Genomic DNA, 17,827 nt, shown 5'->3' on the forward strand with positions numbered 1-17,827 from the left:
TGAACATGAAACAGACAGCATTAGTGACCGGGGCCGCCAGTGGTCTAGGCAATGTTATCGCCACAGGTTTGTTGCAGCAGGGCTATCAACTGGTGTTGACCGACGTTGACGCTGAACGGGCGCAGCGGGCTGCCGCGCAACTGGACAATGGCGAGGGGCGGGTGTTGGCCCTTGGGCTGGATATCCGCAATAAGCCAGACTTTGAGCGGGCGCTGGCGGCCACTATCGATCGCTTTGGTAGCCTGGAAGTGTTGGTCAACAACGCCGCGTTGACTTTAGCAACGCCGGTAATGGAGATCGGCCCGGATGAGTTTGACCGGGTGATCACCACCAACCTGCGCGGTACTTTTATCGGCTGCCAGACGGTTGGGCGCTATTTTGCCGCACAGGGCTATGGCCGCATTATCAATCTGGCTTCGCTGGCGGGGCAGAATGGGGGCACCGCGTCAGGGGCGCACTATGCCGCCTCGAAAGGCGGCATCCTGACGCTGACCAAGGTGTTTGCCCGTGAGTTGAGCAAATCTGGGGTCACGGTCAATGCGATTGCTCCGGGGCCGATGGATTCGCCAGCGGTCCATGCGCTGGTGCCTGAAGAGAAGTTAGTGGAACTGATAACGGCGATACCGGTGGGTAAACTGGGCGATGCGGAGTTTGTTGCGCAAGCCGTTGCGTTGTTGGCCTCACCGCAAGCGGCATTTGTCACCGGCGCTACCTGGGACATCAACGGTGGCTTGTTTATGCGCTGAAGCGTGAAGGAGTGGGTATGTTGTTATTACGGGTGGTTGACCGGGAATTGCGGGGTAATGTTGTGCTGTTGACGCTGAGCCGACCAGAGGGTGGGGAATTGCCCCCTTTTGAGGCTGGGGCGCATCTCGATCTGCATTTGGGCAACGGTCTGGTACGCCCATACTCCTTGTGTAGCGACCCAGCCGATTGCTACCGCTATCAGTTAGGGATACTCAAAGCCCCACAGTCACAGGGGGGCTCTCTGGCGGCCCATGCTTTGCAGCCAGGGGATCTGGTGCAGGTGGGGGAACCGCGTAATCTGTTTGCGCTGGACGACAAAGCCAGCCACAGCCTGTTAATTGGCGGTGGCATTGGCATTACGCCAATGCTGGCTATGGCGGCGACGCTGCTGGCTTCAGGCAGCTCTTTTACCTTGCACTATTGCGCCCGAACTCGTCAGCAGGCGGCATTTGCCGAAGCTTTGCAACGCTCACCCTATGCTAACCGGGTGCAACTGTATTTCAGTGATGAGCGACGTTTGGTGCTTGCCCCGATACTGACGGATGTACCGCAGAACACCCATGTTTATGTCTGCGGTCCGGCACGCCTGATGGATGAGGTTAATCAGCAGGCAAGTCGCTTGGGTTATCGCCGCGAGCAGATCCACCAGGAATACTTTGCCGCCGAAGTGGCAACGCAGGGTGCGGCTTTTGATGTGACCATTGCCAGCAGTGGCCAGCGCGTGCACGTCAAACCCGATCAGAGCATTGCTGAAGCGTTGGCACAGGCCGGGCTGAAAGTCTGCTTATCCTGCAAACAGGGGATCTGTGGTAGTTGCCTGACCGATGTGTTGGCTGGAGAACCCGATCACCGTGATAGCTATCTGACGGATGAAGAGAAAGCGGCGAACGATCTGATCTTGCTGTGTTGCTCACGGGCGAAAGGCTCGCACCTGGTGCTCGATTTATAAGGGGATATGATGATGTTACAAACTGAATTTCGTAATGCCATGGCCCAACTGGGGAGCGCCGTTTCGGTGATCACCACTGACGGGCCTGCGGGGAAATATGGTTTCACTGCGTCGGCGGTTTGCAGTGTGACTGACCAGCCACCAACCTTGCTGGTGTGTATGAATCGCAACTCGTTTGCCAATCTGCATTTCAAACAGAATGGCAAGCTGTGTGTGAATGTGCTCTCCAGTAACCACCGCGATCTGTCAGGGGTTTTTGCCAATGCAGCGCTGCGCTCTGAACAGCGGTTTAACCACGACAGTTGGCAAACCTTAAGCACCGGAGCGCCAGTACTGGGTTCTGCCGTGGCCAATTTTGACTGTGAGATTGATGATTTCCATGAAGTCGGCAGCCACACGGTATTTTACTGCCAGGTAAAGGCTGTGCGGGTCGGTGAAAGCCCACGTGGATTGGTATACTTCAACCGCCGTTACTATGATTTGGTTGCGGAATAGCATCAGGGCAGGGGCCACTCTGCCCTTCACCTTGATCATGGGCTTTTGGGTCTGCGACGGCACCACGGACAATTAAGGCACACAGCCTAGTTAATTCCGAGAAAAGTTGTTCTATGATGATTACGGTTATCATGAATAACAACTTCTCAAGGAGAGCTTCATGCCCCATGCTCCACTGATCCTGGCTCCGCATACCCACTCAGATTACTGTCTCTGCCATAGCCCTGCTTTTAAGCGTATCAATACCTTACTTGCGCAAAATGCGGCGCAAGCTGCGCCAATTACTGCGGCCACTGTCGCTGCGGCATTACCTGGCGCTGAAGCGCAAGTCCATACTGGGCTAGCCAAAGCGGCTCGGCTGACGGTATTTATCAATGTCCGTATCTTTGATGGTGTCTCCGACCACCTGCGGGATGGGCTGCGAGTATTAGTGGAAGGTAACAAGATCAAGTCTGTCGAGCCAGTGGATAGCGTGTTGCCGCCGGATGCAGAGGTGATTGACGGGGCTGGTGGCGTCCTGATGCCAGGGCTGATCGACGCCCATTGGCACGCGATTATGGCCCGTCCATCAATGATGACGGCGATGACGGCAGATTTTAACTATATTCAGGCGCTGGCTATTGCAGAGGCAAAGGCTACGCTGATGCGCGGTTTTACTACCGTACGTGATATGGGCGGCCCGGTGTTTGGTTTAAAGCGTGCCATTGATGAACAGATCGCTACCGGCCCGCGTATCTACCCTTCGGGAGCCTTTATCACCCAAACCGGCGGCCATGGCGACTTTCGCATGTTAGGAGATCTGCCCCATGCGCCTGCCGATCCATTGAGTTATGCAGAAAGAGTCGGAATGACGGCCATTGCCGACGGGGCAGATAAAGTCTTGTTGCGCGCCAGAGAGCAACTGATGAGAGGCGCCTCTCAGCTCAAGTATATGGCGGGAGGTGGCGTTGCCTCTATGTATGATGCTCTCGATGTTACGGAAGGATCGGTGCCGGAGATCCAGGCGGCGGTCACGGCGGCGGAAAATTGGGGCACCTATGTCACCGTTCACGCCTACACGGCAAGGGCCGTTACCATGGCGATCACCGGCGGCGTGAAGTGCATCGAGCATGGGCAAATGGTGGATGAGGCAACGGTTCAGTTAATGGCGGAAAAAGATATCTGGTGGAGCTTGCAACCTTTCCTGGATGATGAGGATGCGGTGCCGATGAGCAACCCGGCTTCCCGAGCCAAGCAGCTGCAGATGGTAGCCGGTACCGATACGGCCTACATGCTGGCAAAAAAATACCACATCAAGACCGCTTGGGGGACCGACACGTTATTTGATGCCAAGCTTGCCACTCGGCAGGGGGCGCAACTCGCAAAACTGGTTCGCTGGTATTCACCGGTTGAAATACTGAAGATGGCGACCAGCGTTAATGCTGAACTTTGCGCGCTTTCCGGGCCAAGGAACCCTTATGCCAGCAAGCTGGGTGTGATAGAAAATGGCGCGTTTGCCGATTTGATCCTGGTAGACGGCGATCCGCTGAGCGATATTCAATTGGTGGCTCAGCCAGATAGCGCATTCCGAGTCATCATGAAAGATGGGCAGATGTTTAAAAACACCTTGGTGGGTAAATCAGTAGCGTAATTGCCTGTGCCAATACGCCTAATAGGCAGTACGAGAAATAGAGAAAATGTAAGGTGGGTGCATGGACAGTGAGTTTGTCTCTAATAATATACTAAGCGTTAGTATATTGGCGGTCTGTATTATTGGCGTTATCGGGCTGGCTATTTATGAACGTGAACGGGAAAGAGGTAAGTTTGGTTTTATTGTTCACTTGGCTCAATTTGTCCTCTGGGTTTGTATTATTACTATCCTGGGTGGCTATGCGGAAATTTTTGTCGTTCAGTATAAGATTTCGTTTATCTCTTCGAGTAGCATTAACTTTTTCTGTACCACCATCATTTCATTGATCTTGATCAGGAAGCTATTCCTGATGATCAATCGATTGGAAAAGAAGCAGATTAAGCTGGGGCGAGATCTGATTACTGCGCACATTATTTCTCGTATACTGAAAGTCACCATTATTGTGATAATGATGCTGCTGTATGGCGAGCATTTTGGCATGAGTGTGTCGGGGTTAGTGACATTCGGCGGTATTGGTGGTATTGCCATCGGCATGGCCGGTAAAGAGATACTCAGTAATTTTTTCTCTGGCATTATGCTGTATTTTGATCGCCCTTTTGATATCGGTGATTGGATCAGGTCACCAGATAGAAATATTGAAGGTACCGTTGCAGAGATTGGCTGGCGAATGACCAGAATAACAACGTTTGACCAGCGGCCATTATATATTCCCAATTCTATATTTTCATCTATCAGTGTTGAAAATCCCGGAAGAATGGCCAATCGTCGTATCGAAACCTCGATTGGTTTACGCTATGAGGATTCGAGCAAGATTGGGGCTATCACCCGGGATATACGGGCTATGTTAAAGGCCGATGAAAATATCGACTTGAATAAATCCCTTCTGGTCTATTTCAATATGTTCGGTGACTCCTCGTTAAATATCATGATCTACTGTTTTACAAAAACCACCGTGTGGAGTGATTGGCTGGCGGTACAACAAGAGGTTTATTTAAAGATCATCGATATCGTACATCAGCATGGGGCTGACTTCGCATTTCCGAGTAGTACGCTTTACTTTGAAAATCAGCAGCAAAAAATGGCTTCTGCCGCTTTACAGGGTTAATCACGCCAAGAGCTTATCCCCGCCTGGCTATTGCTTTAAACCAGGGGGCGGGTAAGCCCGCCCCCTAAAGCCAATTACAGTTTCACGATCTCTACCAGATTAGGCTGTGTCCCTTAATTGCACGCGAGCGCCGCTGGCGGTCATTTGCGTGCTGTTAAGGGACACAACCTAGAGTTGGTGATGTTACCGCCTACCAGCAACTCGAATTATTTTGGGTCTATACCCTTCATACTTCAAATTGCTTGGTTGTTGGCTGCGTTACTCGGCCCATGTCGGGCCTCGCCCCTTCGGGGCCGCTGCAAGCAGCGTTCAAATCTGCCAAGCAGATTTGTCGTTCACCCCAGTCACTTACCTGAGTAAGCTCCTAGGGATTCGCTCAGTTGCCGCCTACAAGCAACTCGAATTATTTTGGGTCTAGTCTTTATTTTAAAATAATACCTATTTGTGGGTATTTATTAGTAAACTGATTTTATTTCATAAATGAATAGTTAATTATCATTAATGAAACCATTACCACTTTTGAAAATATTCCTATCCGATTGATGGGCGGGTCACTAATGGTTTTTATTTGCGTAATTACTTAATGCCATAAAATTATGCAAGAGAAATATTTTTTGCTGAAGCGATTTTTCTCATGTTAATGAAATATTGATTATTACCTTAACAAAAGTTGATAAAGATCAACCTATCGCTACCTGAAAATAACAATAAATTAACCGCCCGCACAAATGTCTACGGGACGGGTATCGGTTATCTACAGGGGATTAATAATAATGATAAGGGAAAATCCAACATTTTTCCGTGATGGTGTGAATCGCCGCGACTTTATGAAACTTTGTGCGGCTCTGGCTGCCACTATGGGGCTAAATAGCCAGGCAGCCGCTGAAATTGCCGATTCCGTAGGTTCTCCACAGCGGCCACCGGTCATCTGGATCGGTGCTCAGGAGTGTACCGGCTGTACGGAGTCATTATTGCGCGCAACCCATCCGACAATTGAGAACCTCTTGCTCAACGTTGTCTCAATGGAGTATCACGAAGTCCTTTCTGCCGCCTTTGGTGATCAGGCTGAAGAGAACAAACACCGTGCTATCGAACAGTACAAAGGGAAGTATGTCCTGGTTGTGGACGGTTCGATCCCAATCAAGGACGGCGGTATTTATTGCATGGTGGCGGGCAAGCCGATCGTCGAGCATATCCGTGAGGCGGCGGAGCATGCCGCTGCGGTGATCGCTATCGGCTCCTGTGCTGCCTGGGGCGGCGTTCCTGCAAGCGGTGTTAACCCGACCGGCGCGGTCAGCCTGGAAGAGATCCTGCCTGGAAAGACCGTGATCAATATCCCCGGCTGTCCACCCAATCCACATAACTTTCTGGCGACGGTCGCTCACATCATTACCTACCAGCGCCCCCCCGCTCTGGATGCGAAAAACCGCCCTGAATTTGCCTATGCTCGCCTGATCCACGAGAACTGCGAACGCCGTCCGCATTTTGATGCAGGCCGTTTTGCTAAACAGTTCGGCGATGAAGGGCACCGGCAAGGATGGTGTCTCTACCACCTGGGATGCAAAGGGCCGGAAACCTACGGTAACTGCTCAACGCTGGAGTTCTGTGACGTGGGCGGGGGGATCTGGCCGGTAGGGATCGGCCACCCATGCTATGGCTGTAATGAACAGGGTATCGGTTTCACCAAGGGAATTGCTCAACTGGCCAACGTTGAAAACCCAACCCCACGCTATGCCAAGCCAGAAGTGCGTAATCAGGAAGGGGGACATACCAGCCCGACAGCAATGGGTCTACTGGGTGGGGTGGTGGGTCTGGTCGGCGGAGTCAGCCTGATGGCTGTGAGAGAGCTGGGGCGGCAACAGAAATCGCATCGCAAAGATGACGAACAGCCGCCGCGCAAGGAGTAAGCCGTGAACAGACGTCATTTTTTAAAACTGGCATCCGGTAGCGTGATGTTGGCAGGCGTCACACCGCCTGCGCAGGCCGGGGCAGAGAACCGGGCACCAATCCCGAACTCGCTGGGTATGCTGTATGACTCGACGCTGTGTGTGGGTTGTCAGGCCTGCGTCAGCCAGTGCCAGCGCATCAACCATACCGACAACGAACCGCATGGTGAGACCTATAACTATGCGGGTACTGAAGCCACGTGGTCTAACAACGATAAGCTCAGCCCTTATACCAACAACATTATTCAGGTGTGGACCAGTGGGGACGGCAAGCATAAAGACCAACTGGAAAATGGCTATGCCTATATCAAGAAGCAGTGCATGCATTGCGTGGATCCCAACTGCGTTTCCGTCTGCCCGGTACAGGCACTACATAAAGATCCGAAAACCGGCATTGTTCACTACAACCCGGATGTTTGTACCGGTTGCCGCTACTGCATGGTCGGCTGCCCGTTCAACGTACCGAAGTACGACTACGACAACCCGTTCGGCAAAATTCATAAGTGTGAACTCTGCAATCAGAAGGGCGTTGAACTGCTGGATCAGGGGGGCCTGCCAGGCTGTGTAGAGGTTTGTCCGACTGGTGCGGTGATCTTTGGCACCCGCGAGCAACTGATGGCAGAGGCCAAACAGCGGCTGGCAGGAAAACCTGGCGAAAACTACCGCTTCCCACGCCAGACTCTGCAAGGCAATGACCGTTATGAACATCCGCTGCCACATTACCAGCAACACCTGTATGGCGAACTGGAAGGGGGAGGTACTCAGGTTTTGGTACTGACCGGCGTGCCTTTTGAAAATCTGGGGTTGCCACCGTTGGAAAACCTGTCTACCGGTGCGCGCTCAGAGCACGTGCAGCACTCGCTGTATAAAGGCATGGTGTTGCCGTTTGCTGCGTTGGTGGGGATCACCTTCTTGGTGCAGCGTAATACTCGTCACGAGCGTCAGGACAAAAAGGAAGATAAACATGACGACGCATAAACCCCAACCCCTTGGCGGGCGGCTGGTGAGTTGGCCAGTGATGCTGCTGGCGCCGTTTGTAGTGTTGTGCCTGTTGTTGATCATGAAGCGGCTGGTTCTGGGGCTCGGTGCGGTCTCCGATCTGAACGGGGGCTATCCTTGGGGGATTTGGATCGCTTTCGATCTGCTGGTGGGAACCGGCCTGGCATGCGGCGGCTGGGCGCTGGCCTGGGCGGTGTATGTGTTCAACCGTGGTGAATACCACCCGTTGGTGCGGCCCGCGCTGTTAGCCAGCCTGTTTGGCTACGCGTTAGGTGGATTGTCCATCTCCATCGACGTAGGGCGCTACTGGAATCTGCCTTACTTCTATATTCCCGGCCATTTCAATACGTCGTCGGTACTGTTTGAGACGGCGGTCTGTATGACTATCTACATCGGAATTGTGGCTCTGGAGTTTGCCCCGGCGCTATTTGAGCGCCTGGGCTGGAAGGTCTCGCTCAAGTGGTTGAACAAGGTGATGTTCCTGGTGATTGCTTTCGGTGCCTTACTGCCAGCAATGCACCAGTCATCAATGGGGTCGTTGATGATTGCTGCGGGCATCAAAATCCACCCGTTATGGCAAAGCTACGAAATGCTGCCGCTGTATTCATTGCTGACCGCCGCCATTCTGGGCTTTTCGATTGTGATTTTTGAAGGTTCGCTGGTGCAAGCGGGGCTAAGAGGCAAAGGAGCAGAAGAGACGCCGCTGTTTAGCCGCATGACCTACATCATTGATGTGTTCCTGCTGCTGTTTATTGTGCTGCGCTTTGGGGAACTGATCGTGCGCAATAAAACGGCCTACCTGTGGCATCTGGATCGTTTTGCCATTTCGTTCTGGATTGAAATCCTGCTGATGCTATTACCGCTGCTGCTTTTCCGCTGGAAGCGCAACCGCCAGGACTCGCGGCTGCTGTTTCTCGGGGCGCTTAGCATGGTTTGCGGCGCGTCGTTTTGGCGGCTGAACTATTCATTATTGGCCTATGACCCAGGCAACGGGTACGGCTATTTCCCAACTGCTAGCGAACTGCTGATCTCCATCGGCTTTGTGGCAATAGAAGTGTGCGCGTACATCTTGCTGATCCGGCTGTTACCGGTGCTCCCTGCGCAGCAACACAAGAAACAAAACAACCAGTTAGAGGTAGAGCATGAGCCAACGCATCACCATTGATCCCGTCACCCGTATTGAGGGGCACCTGCGCATTGACTGCGAGATTGAAGACGGCAAGGTGGTTAAAGCCTGGTCTTCCGGCACCATGTGGCGCGGTATGGAAGAGATCGTCAAGGGTAACGATCCCCGCGACGCATGGATGATTGTCCAGCGGATTTGCGGCGTGTGTACCACCATCCATGCGCTGGCGTCTGTGCGGGCGGTGGAGAATGCGCTGGGGATGGAAGTGCCGGTCAATGCCCAGTACATCCGCAATATCATCGCGGCAGCCCACAGTATTCACGACCATATTGTGCACTTTTACCAACTCTCGGCGTTGGATTGGGTTGATGTCACCTCTGCCTTACAGGCCGATCCGCAGAAAGCCGCAGCGTTGTTGAATGGCCTGTCAAACTGGCCGTTGAACAGTGCGGCAGAGTTCAGCCGCGTACAGCAGAAAATCAAGGATCTGGTGGCCAGCGGCCAACTTGGCATCTTTGCCAACGGCTATTGGGGGCATCCGGCGATGGCGCTGCCGCCAGAGGTCAATCTGATCGCGGTTGCCCACTATTTGCAGGCACTGGAGTGCCAACGTGATGCCAACCGGGTAGTGGCGATACTGGGAGGGAAAACGCCGCACATCCAGAATCTGGCGGTGGGGGGCGTGGCAAACCCGATCAATCTGGATGCGCCGAGCGTACTGAATCTTGAACGCCTGATGTATCTGAAAACCTTTATCGATCGTCTCGGTGACTTTATCGAACAGGTGTACCTGGTGGATAGCGCAGTTATTGCCGCCCACTATCCTGGCTGGTTAACCATTGGTAAGGGGGCCGACTGTTATTTGTGCGTGCCGGAACTGCCCACCGATCGCAAGGGGGACCATTTTCTGCTGCCGGGGGGCTACCTGGAAAACGGCAAGTTCCGCTCAATAGCCAACCAGCGCGATGAGTATCTGCTCAAGGGCATTCAGGAAAGCGGCAAGCATGCCTGGTATCAGGACGATCAACCACTGGCCCCGTGGGAAGGGTTGACCCGTCCGCATTACACCGGCTGGCAGGAAGACGGCAAGTATTCTTGGGTCAAGGCACCGACTTTCTACGGTAAAGCGGTAGAAATGGGGCCGCTGGCCTGGTTGATGTGTAGCCTGCAGGCCGGGCATCAGCCGACCGAGAAGTACTTTGCCCGCGTCAACAGCACTTATCAAACCCTGACCGGCAACCCGTTGAGTGCGGAGCAACTGCCTTCTACGCTGGGCCGGATTGTCGGGCGTACCGTGCATACCTGCGTGCTGCATGAAACGTTAGGTCAGCAGTGGCAGGCGCTGGTGACCAATATCGGCAACGGCGACCATGAAACCTTTATCCCCCCCAATATTCCGTCAAGCGGCGAGATCCGTGGAGTGGGCTTTATTGAAGCGCCACGCGGTGCATTGTCACACTGGGTGGTGATCAAGGACGGCAAGATTGCCAACTATCAGGCGGTGGTGCCCTCTACCTGGAATGCCGGGCCGCGTAACTTTAACGATGAACCAGGCCCTTATGAGCGTTCGTTGGTGGGTACTCCGGTAGCCGACCCCGCCAAACCGCTGGAGGTGGTGCGTACCATCCACTCATTCGACCCCTGTATGTCCTGTGCCGTGCATATCGTCGATACCACGGGAAATGAAGTCACCCGAGTTAAGGTGTTGTAATGCGTATTCTGGTGTTAGGTATCGGCAATCTGTTACTGGGGGATGAAGCGGTCGGGATCCGCATCATCGAAGCCCTCGAACGGCGCTATGTGCTACCTGCGCACGTCGAGGTGCTGGATGGTGGCACGTCAGGGATGGAACTGATGGAGGTAATGGCAGACCGCGATCATCTGATCGTAGCGGACGCGATCTTGACCGGCAGTGCACCGGGCAGCGTTGCGGTGCTGCATGATGAAGAGATACCGGCGTTATTTACCCGCAAGGTTTCTCCGCACCAACTAGGGCTCTCCGATGTACTGATGGCATTGCGGCTGACCGAGGAGTTCCCCCGTCGGCTAACGCTGGTGGGGGTGGTTCCTGAGTCGCTGGAACCCGGTATCGGCCTGACTGCGGTGGTCAGCCAGGCAATTGAGCCTGCTTTGGCACAGGTTGTGGCAGCGCTGCGGTATAGCGGCGTGGAAGCCGTGCCAAGAGAGGTTGCCGATGCAGAATGTGATTAACGGTTTTCAGCTTAACCCCGCCACGCAACTAGAAGCCGCCTTTCAGGCCATCGCTGCGAGTGATATGCAGGGATTGCCATTTTTCCAGCCGCAGATCCCGGTACGGGCCTGTGGGTTTCAACTATTCGAACACCAATGGATTGGCAGCCTGCTCACGCCATGGATGCTCAGCCTACTGGTGTTGCCTGGCCCGGAACAAATCTGGCAGCGGCGAGCGGTAGGGGAAAAACTGGCGCTGATCCTGCCTTGTGGCAACGTACGCTTTACCGTTGGCGAGATCAATGGCTGCGGCCAATATTTGGCCTCTTCACTGATGTCGCCGCTGGATAACCACCTGAGTGCAGAACAGGCGCTGGCGTTGGCGGAGCATACCGCCCGGATGGCACTTTCGTTGCCCGTGGTGGACAGCAGTGCGCCCAGTAACCCTGGGCGCAGGGCACTGTTTCGTTTGTCGCCGGGGAACTGAGCCGATGCATGAAATCAGCCTGTGCCTGAGTACTCTGGAGTTGATTGAGCAGCAGGTGCGTCAGCATGGTGCCCGGCGGGTGACCGCAGTGTGGCTCGAGATCGGGGCACTTTCCTGTATTGAAGAACATGCTTTACGTTTCAGTTTCGCCAGTGCCAGCCGCAATACGGTGGCCGAGGGTTGCCAACTGTTGTTGAGTTATCAACCGGCTCGCGCGTGGTGCTGGGATTGTAGCGTCAGCGTATTTATCGAAAAGCATGATGCGGGCTGCCCCGAGTGTGGTGGCCATACGCTGCGTGTCGAGAGCGGTGATAGCCTGCGGCTAAAACAGCTGGAAGTAGAATAATTTTAAGGAGTAGATGGCTATGTGTACGACTTGCGGTTGCGCCAGCGGAGAAACCACTCTTGAAGGGGATGCGCAGCACCATCACGATCATCATCAAGATCACCACCATGACGCACATCAACATCGGGAACCCCAAGCGGCGGTGATCCATCATCACCATTATTATCATCAGGGAGATGTTCACCATCATTACGCCGGAGCGGCGGAGACAGTGCCGTTTACGCCTGAGGTTCGGCACTCGCGGGATTTGCATTATGGCCAGGGGATCGCCGGGAGCCATGCGCCGGGAATGGGGCAACGCCGTCTGTTGCAGATTGAGCAGGACGTATTGAGCAGCAATAACCATTTGGCGGAGCACAACCGTGAGCATTTTACCGCGCAGAATATCTTGGTGCTGAACCTGGTCTCCAGCCCAGGATCCGGTAAAACCACCTTGCTGACCGCCACGTTACAACAACTGGCGGACAAGGTGCCCTGCGCGGTGATCGAAGGCGATCAGCAAACCAGCCATGATGCGGAGCGCATTCGTGCCACCGGGGTGCCAGCGATCCAGGTAAACACCGGCAAAGGCTGCCATCTTGATGCGCAGATGGTCCACGATGCCGCGCATCGTCTGGAATTGCAGAACAACAGCCTGCTGTTTATCGAGAATGTGGGTAATCTGGTGTGCCCGGCCAGTTTCGATCTGGGCGAACGGCACAAAATTGCGGTGCTCTCCGTTACTGAAGGGGAAGACAAACCGCTGAAGTATCCCCATATGTTTGCCGCATCGACGCTGATGATCATCAACAAGATCGACCTGCTGCCCTATGTGGATTTCTGCGTTGAAAGCTGCATCACCTTTGCCCGCCAGGTTAATCCGACCATCCAGGTAATTACGCTTTCCGCCACTAGCGGTGAAGGAATGGATGCCTGGCTGAACTGGCTGGAGGAACAATAATGTGCCTCGGTGTACCCGGCAAAGTGACTGCAGTAGGGGAAGATATCCATCAATTGGCTTGGGCCGATGTCTGCGGTGTCTCAGTCAGAATTAACATTGCGCTGGTTTGCGAAGGTTCGCCGCAGGCGCTCATCGGCCAGTGGGTATTGGTACATGTGGGGTTCGCCATGAGCCTGCTGGATGAACAGGAAGCACTGGCAACGCTGGACGCGTTGCAACATATGCGTGCCGTTGGGCTTTCTCCTCAACAGGAGGATGCCGATGCGTTACGTCGATGAGTTTCGCGATCCGCTATTGTGCCGAGCGCTATTACAGCGCATTGCACAAACGATGTTATCGCTGCCACAGGCGCAACGTTTACCGCTGCAAATTATGGAGGTGTGCGGCGGTCATACTCATGCGATCTTTCGGTTCGGGCTTGACCGCTTGCTGCCGGACAACCTGGAGTTTGTCCACGGGCCAGGCTGCCCGGTCTGTGTGTTACCGATGGGGCGCATTGATAGCTGCCTGGAGATCGCTGCCCACCCAGAGGTGATTTTCTGTACCTATGGCGATGCGATGCGCGTTCGAGGCCGCAATGGCTCTATGCTCGATGCCCGCCGCCAGGGGGCCGATATCCGGGTAGTGTATTCCCCCTTGGATGCGCTGCAACTGGCAGCCGATCACCCGGAGCGTGAAGTGGTGTTTTTTGGCCTGGGCTTTGAAACCACCATGCCCGCCAGCGCCCTGACGCTGCAACAGGCCAGGCTGCGCCAACTGCGTAATTTCAGCCTATTTTGCCAGCATATTACGCTGATCCCTACCTTGCGCAGCCTGTTACAGCTGCCCGATGTGCGTATCGATGGTTTTCTGGCTCCGGGCCACGTCAGCATGATAATCGGCAATGCGCCTTACCAATTTATCGCCACCGATTTCCATAAACCGCTGGTGGTGACCGGGTTTGAGCCACTGGATATTCTGCAAGGGCTGGCGATGTTGCTGGAACAGTTACGGGAAGGCCGCAGCGCGGTTGAAAACCAATACCGACGCATTGTTCCTGAACAGGGCAACCTCTTGGCTCAGCGGGCGCTGGCTGAGGTGTTTTGTCTGAAGGAGAGTAGCGAATGGCGCGGGCTAGGGGAGATAGCCCATTCAGGCGTGCAGCTTACCGCGGAGTATGCGGATTTTGATGCCGAATTACGTTTTAAGCCGCAGGTACAACGTGTGGCGGACGATCCGCGTGCGCGCTGTGGCGAGGTGTTGACCGGGCGTTGCAAGCCGGATGCCTGCCCACTGTTTGGCCAGCAATGTACACCGCAAAACGCTTTTGGCGCCCTGATGGTTTCATCAGAAGGGGCCTGTTCGGCTTACTATCAGTACCGCAGGGAGACGGCATAATGCGCATTGAGAACCGAGTTCGGGAAATTACACTGGCGCACGGCAGCGGCGGGCGCGCCATGCAAGCACTGATTGAAGAACTGTTCCTAACCGCCTTTGCCAATCCGGCGCTGAATGCGCGTGAGGATCAGGCACGTATTGCGCTGAGTGAACTCGCCACCGCAGGCGATAGGCTTGCCGTGTCGACAGATAGCTATGTGATCGACCCTATTTTTTTTCCCGGTGGCGATATCGGTAAATTGGCAGTTTGTGGCACCGCTAACGACGTGGCGGTCAGTGGCGCGCAGCCGCGCTATCTGAGTTGCGGTTTGATCCTTGAAGAAGGTTTGCCGTTTACCACGCTGGAACGCATTGTCCAGTCGATGGCCAACACGGCACAGCAGGCCGGGATGCAGATTGTTACCGGCGATACTAAAGTGGTTCCCCGTGGTGCGGCAGACAAAATTTTTATCAATACTACCGGTTTCGGGGTGATCCCGGCCAGTATCCATTGGGGAACGGAAAATATCCGTCAGGGGGACCGTATTATCGTCAACGGAACCCTGGGAGACCATGGTGCAACCATTCTTAATCTGCGCGAAGGACTTGGGTTGGAGAGCGAACTGAGCAGCGATTGCGCCCTGTTGGCACCATTGATTGCGCAGTTATTGCCGATTGCCGGGGTCCGCGCCTTGCGTGACGCAACCCGTGGCGGGGTGACCGCAGTACTGCACGAGTTTGCTGCGGCCAGCGGTTGCGGTATGGCCATCACTGAGGCGGCATTACCGCTGAAGCCTGCCGTAAGAGGCATCTGCGAGCTATTGGGTTTGGATGCGCTCAATTTCGCCAACGAAGGCAAACTGGTACTGGTGGTTGCCCCTGAAGCCGAGGCGCAGGTGCTATCAGCCTTGCGCCAACATCCGCTGGGCCGGGATGCCGCCGTCATCGGCCAGACCACAGCACAACAACAGGTGAGCCTCACCGGGTTGTTCGGCGTTTCCCGCCGGTTGGATCTGCCGTTGGACGAACCTTTACCGCGTATCTGTTAGTGGCAAAGTTGAAACAACCGTGGATAACGCCAGACCCAAAGGAGTAATCGGCGAAATGACCCGTTCAGAATCCCAGGAACAAACGGCCAAGCCCGGTGGCAGTGGCCTCTACCTGCGGGTGAAGGGAAAAGTGCAGGGCGTCGGTTTTCGCCCCTACGTCTGGCTGCTTGCTCAGCGTTTTGGGCTGCGCGGTGAGGTCAGTAATGATAGCGCCGGTGTCAGCATCTTACTGTGGTATTCGGCCAGCGTTGCGGATTTCTTGCGGGAGTTACCGCTTGAATGTCCACCTCTGGCGCGGGTCGACAGCGTAACTTCATACCCTTTCGACTGGTTGCAGGAGCCGTTAGATTTCATCATTAATCACAGTGGGGCTGGAAAGCCAGATACCCAGGTTGTCGCAGACGCAGCCACCTGTGATGCTTGCCTGGATGAACTCTTTTCGCCGCAGAATCGGCGTTATGGGTACCCATTTATCAACTGTACCCACTGTGGCCCGCGTTTTAGCATCATCCGGCGTATGCCTTACGATCGCCCGAATACCTCGATGCAACCTTTTCCGCTATGCCCGCAATGCCAAGCAGAATATCAGGATCCGGCAGACCGCCGTTTTCATGCTCAGCCTAATGCTTGCCCGAACTGTGGTCCGCAGCTTTGGCTGAGCGATGTTGACGGCCAGTTGCAGGCCCGTGCTGAACAGGCCCTACAGCTGGCCGTACAGGCGTTGAAAGCCGGGCAGATCGTGGCGGTGAAAGGGATCGGTGGTTTCCATTTAGCCTGCGATGCCACTAATCAGGCAGCGGTACAGCATTTGCGGTTGCGTAAACGTCGCCCAAGCAAGCCTTTGGCAGTGATGATGCCAGATGCCGAATGGTTGATGGCCTGTATTCAGCTTGCCGAGCCCGCCAGACTACTAGAATTGCTGCGTAGCCCGCCTGCACCGATAGTTTTGGTTCCCGCGCATCCCGAAAGCCCGTTATGCAGCGGGATTGCGCCGGGGCTGGGTGAGGTGGGGGTGATGTTACCGGCTAATCCGTTGCAGCATCTGTTGCTCGAACAGGTGGCGCGCCCATTGGTCATGACCTCCGGCAACCCTTGCGGAAAACCGCCAGCCTTGTCCAACCAGCAGGCGCTGGAGGAGCTTGCCGGTATCGCCGATGTTTGGTTGCTGCACGACCGCGAGATTATTCAGCGCGCCGATGACTCTTTGCTGCGGCTTAGCCCGCAGGGAACAGAGATGCTGCGTCGCGCGCGCGGCTATGTGCCCGACGCCATGGAGTTGCCAGCGGGTTTCGCTAGCCAACCCGCTATTCTGGCGCTAGGTGCGGACAGCAAGAATACCTTCTGCCTGCTTTGGGGCAACCAGGCGGTGATCGGCCAACATTTGGGGTCACTGGGTGATGAAGCTACCCGACAACAACAGCAGCAACTTCATGCTTTGTACAGTGAGATCTATGGAGTGACACCGCAGGCTATCGCCGTCGATGCCCACCCAGGGTATTTCAGTCATCAACAGGGGAAAGTGCTGGCCCGCGAGCGCGGCATTCCCTGTGTGGAAATACTCCATCATCATGCACATCTGGTTTCCTGCCTGGCGGAACATGGTTGGCCGCGACAGGGTGGCAAGGTGATCGGGCTGGCGCTGGACGGGCTGGGGTATGGCCCCGCTGGGCAACTGTGGGGCGGCGAATGCCTGCTGGTGGATTATCTGCATTGTGAACATCTTGGCGGATTGCCTGCGGTGGCTCTGCCGGGGGGCGATCTTGCTGCACAGCAGCCATGGCGCAACTTGTTGGCACAGTTGTTACGCTTTGTTCCTGATTGGTTGCAGCTTCCCGAAGCTGCGGCTATTCCTCAGCCGGAAAGCGCTACGCTGGCGCGGGCGATACAACGGCAGATCAACGCGCCGCTGGCATCTTCCGCTGGGCGACTGTTTGATGCGGTGGCCGCAGCCCTGCAAATCGTCCCGCAACAGATTTCCTGGGAGGGGGAGGCTGCCTGTCGCTTGGGGGCATTGGCACAACAAAGCCCGCCTCATTTGCCGCCGGTTTGTATGCCACTACGCGGCAACATGCTGGATTTAAAAATCTTTTGGCAACAGTGGCTCGGCTATCAGGCCCCGGCTGCACAACGTGCTTATGCTTTCCATTTTGCGCTGGCCCGTGGATTTGCTTTGCTCGCCCGCCGTGCGGCACAGCAATACGGTATCAGTACCATCGCACTGTCTGGTGGGGTGTTACACAACGCGCTACTAAGGCAACTGTTACAACAGGAACTGGCCGGTTTTCAGGTTTTGCTGCCGTCAAGTCTGCCTGCCGGTGATGGCGGTTTGGCACTGGGGCAGGCACTGATTGCCGCGGCCCGTAGGGGATAAACGTTTGTTGGGTTTTCATGAGGGCAATTTATAAAAATCACTGTTTCAACGCGTCAATACTCTTTTAATAACTTTGTCAGCCCGGCCAACC

Annotated in this window: 17 protein-coding genes; all 17 read left to right on the forward strand. The window is 55.0% G+C overall.

The window, feature by feature from the left end:
• Positions 1-5: 5 nt before the first annotated feature.
• The 17 genes from SAQUA_RS09640 (at position 6) to hypF (ending at position 17,736) form a co-directional block, all read left to right on the forward strand.
• Complete coding sequence (locus SAQUA_RS09640; protein ID WP_380672972.1) at positions 6-746, forward strand: SDR family NAD(P)-dependent oxidoreductase; 741 nt, start codon at positions 6-8, stop codon at positions 744-746.
• Between the two features lie 17 nt (positions 747-763).
• Positions 764-1,696 (forward strand): PDR/VanB family oxidoreductase, encoded by a 933-nt coding sequence (locus SAQUA_RS09645; protein WP_380672974.1) that lies wholly within the window; start codon positions 764-766, stop codon positions 1,694-1,696.
• Between the two features lie 9 nt (positions 1,697-1,705).
• Positions 1,706-2,191 (forward strand): flavin reductase, encoded by a 486-nt coding sequence (locus SAQUA_RS09650; RefSeq protein ID WP_380673627.1) that lies wholly within the window; start codon positions 1,706-1,708, stop codon positions 2,189-2,191.
• Positions 2,192-2,351: 160 nt separating this feature from the next.
• Entirely contained in the window at positions 2,352-3,821 is a 1,470-nt protein-coding gene (locus SAQUA_RS09655; RefSeq protein ID WP_380672976.1) for an amidohydrolase family protein, read from the forward strand.
• Between the two features lie 61 nt (positions 3,822-3,882).
• A complete protein-coding gene (locus SAQUA_RS09660) occupies positions 3,883-4,926 on the forward strand; it encodes a mechanosensitive ion channel family protein (RefSeq protein WP_380672978.1) in 1,044 nt (347 codons plus the stop codon).
• Positions 4,927-5,699: 773 nt separating this feature from the next.
• Complete coding sequence (hybO, locus tag SAQUA_RS09665; protein WP_380672980.1) at positions 5,700-6,833, forward strand: hydrogenase 2 small subunit; 1,134 nt, start codon at positions 5,700-5,702, stop codon at positions 6,831-6,833.
• Between the two features lie 3 nt (positions 6,834-6,836).
• Positions 6,837-7,850 carry a hydrogenase 2 operon protein HybA gene (hybA, locus tag SAQUA_RS09670; RefSeq protein ID WP_380672982.1) on the forward strand — a complete coding sequence of 338 codons (1,014 nt, stop codon included), beginning with the start codon at positions 6,837-6,839 and terminating at the stop codon, positions 7,848-7,850.
• A complete protein-coding gene (hybB, locus tag SAQUA_RS09675) occupies positions 7,837-9,036 on the forward strand; it encodes a Ni/Fe-hydrogenase cytochrome b subunit (RefSeq protein ID WP_380672984.1) in 1,200 nt (399 codons plus the stop codon). Before hybA ends, hybB begins: the two co-directional genes overlap by 14 nt.
• Positions 9,014-10,708 (forward strand): hydrogenase 2 large subunit, encoded by a 1,695-nt coding sequence (gene hybC, locus SAQUA_RS09680; protein WP_380672986.1) that lies wholly within the window; start codon positions 9,014-9,016, stop codon positions 10,706-10,708. Before hybB ends, hybC begins: the two co-directional genes overlap by 23 nt.
• Positions 10,708-11,208 carry a HyaD/HybD family hydrogenase maturation endopeptidase gene (locus SAQUA_RS09685; protein WP_380672988.1) on the forward strand — a complete coding sequence of 167 codons (501 nt, stop codon included), beginning with the start codon at positions 10,708-10,710 and terminating at the stop codon, positions 11,206-11,208. Before hybC ends, SAQUA_RS09685 begins: the two co-directional genes overlap by 1 nt.
• Positions 11,192-11,674, forward strand: a complete 483-nt coding sequence (gene hybE, locus SAQUA_RS09690) for a hydrogenase-2 assembly chaperone (protein WP_380672990.1) — start codon at positions 11,192-11,194, stop codon at positions 11,672-11,674. Before SAQUA_RS09685 ends, hybE begins: the two co-directional genes overlap by 17 nt.
• Positions 11,675-11,678: 4 nt before the next feature.
• Positions 11,679-12,020, forward strand: coding sequence for a hydrogenase maturation nickel metallochaperone HypA (hypA, locus tag SAQUA_RS09695; protein WP_380672992.1), 342 nt, complete (start codon positions 11,679-11,681; stop codon positions 12,018-12,020).
• A 19-nt stretch (positions 12,021-12,039) separates the two neighbouring features.
• Positions 12,040-12,960, forward strand: a complete 921-nt coding sequence (gene hypB, locus SAQUA_RS09700; protein WP_380672994.1) for a hydrogenase nickel incorporation protein HypB — start codon at positions 12,040-12,042, stop codon at positions 12,958-12,960.
• Positions 12,960-13,238, forward strand: coding sequence for a hydrogenase maturation factor HybG (gene hybG, locus SAQUA_RS09705; protein ID WP_380672996.1), 279 nt, complete (start codon positions 12,960-12,962; stop codon positions 13,236-13,238). Before hypB ends, hybG begins: the two co-directional genes overlap by 1 nt.
• Positions 13,222-14,337, forward strand: coding sequence for a hydrogenase formation protein HypD (gene hypD, locus SAQUA_RS09710; protein ID WP_380672998.1), 1,116 nt, complete (start codon positions 13,222-13,224; stop codon positions 14,335-14,337). The genes hybG and hypD overlap by 17 nt, the downstream gene beginning before the upstream one ends.
• Positions 14,338-14,396: 59 nt before the next feature.
• A complete protein-coding gene (gene hypE, locus SAQUA_RS09715) occupies positions 14,397-15,365 on the forward strand; it encodes a hydrogenase expression/formation protein HypE (RefSeq protein ID WP_404413203.1) in 969 nt (322 codons plus the stop codon).
• A gap of 55 nt (positions 15,366-15,420) precedes the next feature.
• A complete protein-coding gene (gene hypF / locus SAQUA_RS09720; RefSeq protein ID WP_380673002.1) occupies positions 15,421-17,736 on the forward strand; it encodes a carbamoyltransferase HypF in 2,316 nt (771 codons plus the stop codon).
• Positions 17,737-17,827: the final 91 nt, after the last annotated feature.

This window comes from Serratia aquatilis, assembly GCF_044865145.1.
Classification (GTDB): Bacteria; Pseudomonadota; Gammaproteobacteria; order Enterobacterales; family Enterobacteriaceae; genus Chania; species Chania aquatilis.